Origin of the sequence: Natronospira sp., assembly GCF_007134575.1 — a bacterium.
In the GTDB taxonomy this organism is placed as follows: domain Bacteria; phylum Pseudomonadota; class Gammaproteobacteria; order Natronospirales; family Natronospiraceae; genus Natronospira; species Natronospira elongata.
Map to the genome: position 1 here is coordinate 1 of NZ_SLKM01000133.1, position 3,737 is coordinate 3,737.

The window sequence follows — 3,737 nt, forward strand, 5'->3', positions numbered from 1 at the left end:
CACCAATCTCGGAAGACGCGCCCTGCCGGAACAGGTGGAAGGAGAGGCGGCTCGTGTGACGGACAGGCTTTGGTGCACGGAGGGGACATCCGGCTTGCTCACGGCCGGCAGTGTACCCTGTCGCCGACGCAACGTCGCCGTCAACTTCTGTACGAAACGCTTTACTTGTTGTACTCTTCACACGTCGCGGAGCCCACCTGGGGGACGCGGCCGCGGCGGTTGACACGCTGGTGGCGCCGGCGGCCCGGTTGGCGACGTCCGAAATCACCGTGTGGTGCATGGTGCCGCGGCCCGGGAGTGACGCATGCCGACAGTTGAAGACTCCATTCTCAAGCTTCGTGAGGCCAGGGCCGATGCGCGCCTGGGCGGCGGGGAGAGCCGCATCGAGGCCCAGCATGCACGGGGCAAGTACACGGCCCGGGAACGGGTCGAGATGCTGCTCGACGAGGGCAGCTTCGAAGAGTTCGACATGTTCGTCAGGCACCGGTGCAACAGCTTCGGCATGCAGCGGCAGCGCATCCCCGGGGATGGCGTGGTGTGCGGCCAGGGGACCATCAACAGCCGCCAGGTGTTTGTCTTTTCCCAGGACTTCACCGTGTTCGGCGGGTCCCTGTCCGAAACCTTCGCCGAGAAGATCTGCAAGGTCATGGACCTGGCCATGAAGGTGGGAGCGCCCATCATCGGCCTCAACGACTCCGGCGGCGCCCGGATCCAGGAGGGCGTGGCCTCGCTGGCCGGCTACGCGGAGATCTTCAAGCGGAATGTCCTGGCGTCGGGCGTCATTCCCCAGATATCCGCCATCCTCGGCCCCTGCGCCGGCGGCGCGGTGTACTCCCCGGCCATTACCGACTTCACCATCATGAACAAGGGCTCGTACATGTTCATCACCGGTCCCAGGGTGGTCAAGAGCGTGACCGGCGAGGAGGTCTCCACCGAAGACCTGGGCGGAGCCCTGGTACACGCGGCCAAGAGCGGCGCCAGCCACTTCGTGGCGGAGACCGAGGAAGAAGCACTGGACCTGATCAAGGTGCTGCTCAGCTACCTGCCGCAGACCAACTTGGAGGAACCGCCGCTGGTGGCGTGCTCGGACCCGGTGGCCCGCCAGGAAGACGCGCTGCTGGACATCATCCCCGACGACCCCAACAAGCCTTACGACATGAAGGATCTCATCGGCCTGGTGATGGACGGCAAGCACTTCCTTGAGGTGCAGCGGCGCTTCGCCCCCAACATCATCACCGCCTTCGGCCGCCTTAACGGGCGCACGTTGGGCATCGTCGCCAACCAGCCCAAGTACCTGGCCGGCGTGCTGGACATCGCCGCGTCCCGCAAAGCCGCCCGCTTCGTGCGGTTCTGCGATGCCTTCAACATCCCCCTGGTCACCTTCGTGGACGTGCCCGGTTTTCTGCCCGGCACCTCCCAGGAACACAACGGCATCATCATCCACGGCGCCAAGCTGCTCTACGCCTACGCCGAGGCCACGGTGCCCAAGATCACGGTCATCACCCGCAAGGCCTACGGCGGCGCCTACGACGTCATGTCCTCGAAGCACCTGCGCGGTGACATTAACTATGCCTGGCCCACCGCCGAGATCGCCGTCATGGGCGCCCGCGGAGCCGTGGAGGTGCTGTACAAGAAACAGATCGACAGCGCGGAGGACCCCGGCGCCGAGATGTCGCGGCTGCTCGCCGAGTATGAAGAGCAGTTCATGAACCCCTACCTCGCCGCTGAACGCGGGTTCATCGACGACATCATCGAGCCGGAGAAGACCCGGTTTCGTCTGATTCGCGCCCTGACCATGCTCAGTACCAAGCGCGACGTCAACCCACCCCGCAAACATGGGAACATCCCGCTGTAGCGGGAGGAGGGACCGAAGGTGAGGAGATCGATTCTGGCAATGCTGGCGGTGGCGGCACTGTGTGTCCCGGCCGCCGCCTTCCCGGAGGTCTCTCAGCCCGAAACGGACCCGTCGCAGATGCACCGGGGACACAACCCGGGGAGTCTGCGCGAGTCGGTGGTGTACGGCCTCGAACTCGGGATCATCGGAGTGGGCGCGGTGTTTACGGGGCTGCTGGCGGTCTACCTGTTCATGGTCGGCCTGCGCAACCTGCTGGAACGACGCCGGACCGGTGCGAGCCGGAGCCAAACACCTGGGTTTCCAGCAGCTCCGCAGCCTCCCGAGATCTCCTCGGAGGTGGCCCACGCCATCGCCCTGGCGCTGTTCATGGACCTGCGGACCTTCGACGAGGAGGAGGCCGAGGAGGTCACCATCAAGAAGCTCACCCGGCCCTTTTCTCCCTGGATGGACTCCTGGAAAACCGCCCTCATGCTGTCAAACCAGAGGATGTATAGGAAGTAACGAGCCATGTCCAAATTCAAGTACCTCATCAACGGCAACGAGTACGAGGTGACCATCGACAGCTTCACCGGCAGCGTGGCCACCTTGACTGTCAACGGCGTGACGTATGAGGTGGAAGTCCAGCGTGAGAAGAGAACCCCCACCAGGATTGAACGACCCGTGGTGGTGACCGGCGCCGGCCCGCAGATCACCCGGACCAAGCCGCAGTCGACCGCGGGCGCGGTCAATTCCCCTCTTCCCGGCGTGATCAAGGAGATTAAGGTCAAGGAAGGGGAGGAGGTCAAGCAGGGAGCCTGCGTCATCATTCTTGAGGCCATGAAGATGGACAACGAGATCTACGCCGGCGACGACGGGGTGGTGCTCAAGGTCCACGTCCAGCCGGGCCAGCAGGTCCTGGAGGGCGAAACGCTGGTCACCGTCGGAGCACCGTGATGCTGGAATTCCTGCTGGATTTCATTCAAAACAGCGGTTTCGGCAACGTCACCTGGGGCAACGGGGTGATGATCCTGGTGGGGCTGTTCTTCATTTCCCTGGCCATCACCAAGAACTACGAGCCGCTGCTCCTGGTTCCCATCGGCTTCGGCATCCTGGTGGGCAACATCCCGTTCTCCGAGGGCATGGGCATTGGGTTCCAGGAAGAGGGCTCGGTGTTGAGCATCCTCTACGACGGGGTCAAACGAGGGTGGTTCCCACCTCTCATCTTCCTGGGCATCGGAGCCATGACCGACTTCTCCGCCCTGCTCTCCAACCCCAGACTGCTCTTCCTCGGCGCCGCCGCCCAGACCGGTATCTTTATCACCCTGTTGGGCGCCCTGGCGCTCAATTTCACCGCCCCGGAGGCCGGCGCCATCGGCATCATCGGCGGTGCCGACGGCCCCACGGCCATCTTCATCTCCTCCAAGCTGGCGCCGCACCTGCTGGGCGCCATCGCCGTGTCTGCCTACTCCTACATGGCCCTGGTGCCCGTGATCCAGCCGCCCATCATGAAGCTGCTGACCACCAGGAAGGAGCGCCTGATCCGCATGAAGCCGCCCCGCATGGTCAGCAAGCGGGAGAAAATCCTGTTTCCCGTTTTCGGCTTCCTCGCCACCTGTTTCATCGTTCCCGGTGCACTGACCCTGCTGGGCATGCTGTTCTTCGGCAACCTCCTCAAGGAGTCCGGGGTCACCGAGCGGCTGGCCAACACCGCCCGCAACTCCTTGATCGACATCATCACGATCCTTCTGGGGTTTTCCGTGGGGGTATCCACCGAGGCACGTTCGTTCCTGACGCCGCAGTCGGTGTTCATCTTCGCCCTCGGCGCTGCGGCCTTCGCCATCGCCACCGCGGCGGGGGTGATCTTCGCCAAGATCATGAACCTGTTTCTCAAAGGGGAAGACCG

At 63.9% G+C, this 3,737-nt stretch carries 4 protein-coding genes; all 4 read left to right on the plus strand.

The features are described 5' to 3' along the window. Nucleotides 1–304 precede the first annotated feature (304 nt). Nucleotides 305–1,855, plus strand: a complete 1,551-nt coding sequence (locus ACJWXQ_RS05170; protein ID WP_406672308.1) for an acyl-CoA carboxylase subunit beta — start codon at nucleotides 305–307, stop codon at nucleotides 1,853–1,855. An 18-nt stretch (nucleotides 1,856–1,873) separates the two neighbouring features. Further along, entirely contained in the window at nucleotides 1,874–2,356 is a 483-nt protein-coding gene (locus ACJWXQ_RS05175) for a hypothetical protein (protein WP_406672309.1), read from the plus strand. A gap of 6 nt (nucleotides 2,357–2,362) precedes the next feature. Continuing rightward, nucleotides 2,363–2,788 (plus strand): biotin/lipoyl-containing protein, encoded by a 426-nt coding sequence (locus ACJWXQ_RS05180; RefSeq protein WP_406672310.1) that lies wholly within the window; start codon nucleotides 2,363–2,365, stop codon nucleotides 2,786–2,788. A gap of 2 nt (nucleotides 2,789–2,790) precedes the next feature. Further along, nucleotides 2,791–3,737: sodium ion-translocating decarboxylase subunit beta (locus tag ACJWXQ_RS05185; RefSeq protein WP_406672311.1), on the plus strand; the 947-nt coding region annotated here is incomplete at its 3' end.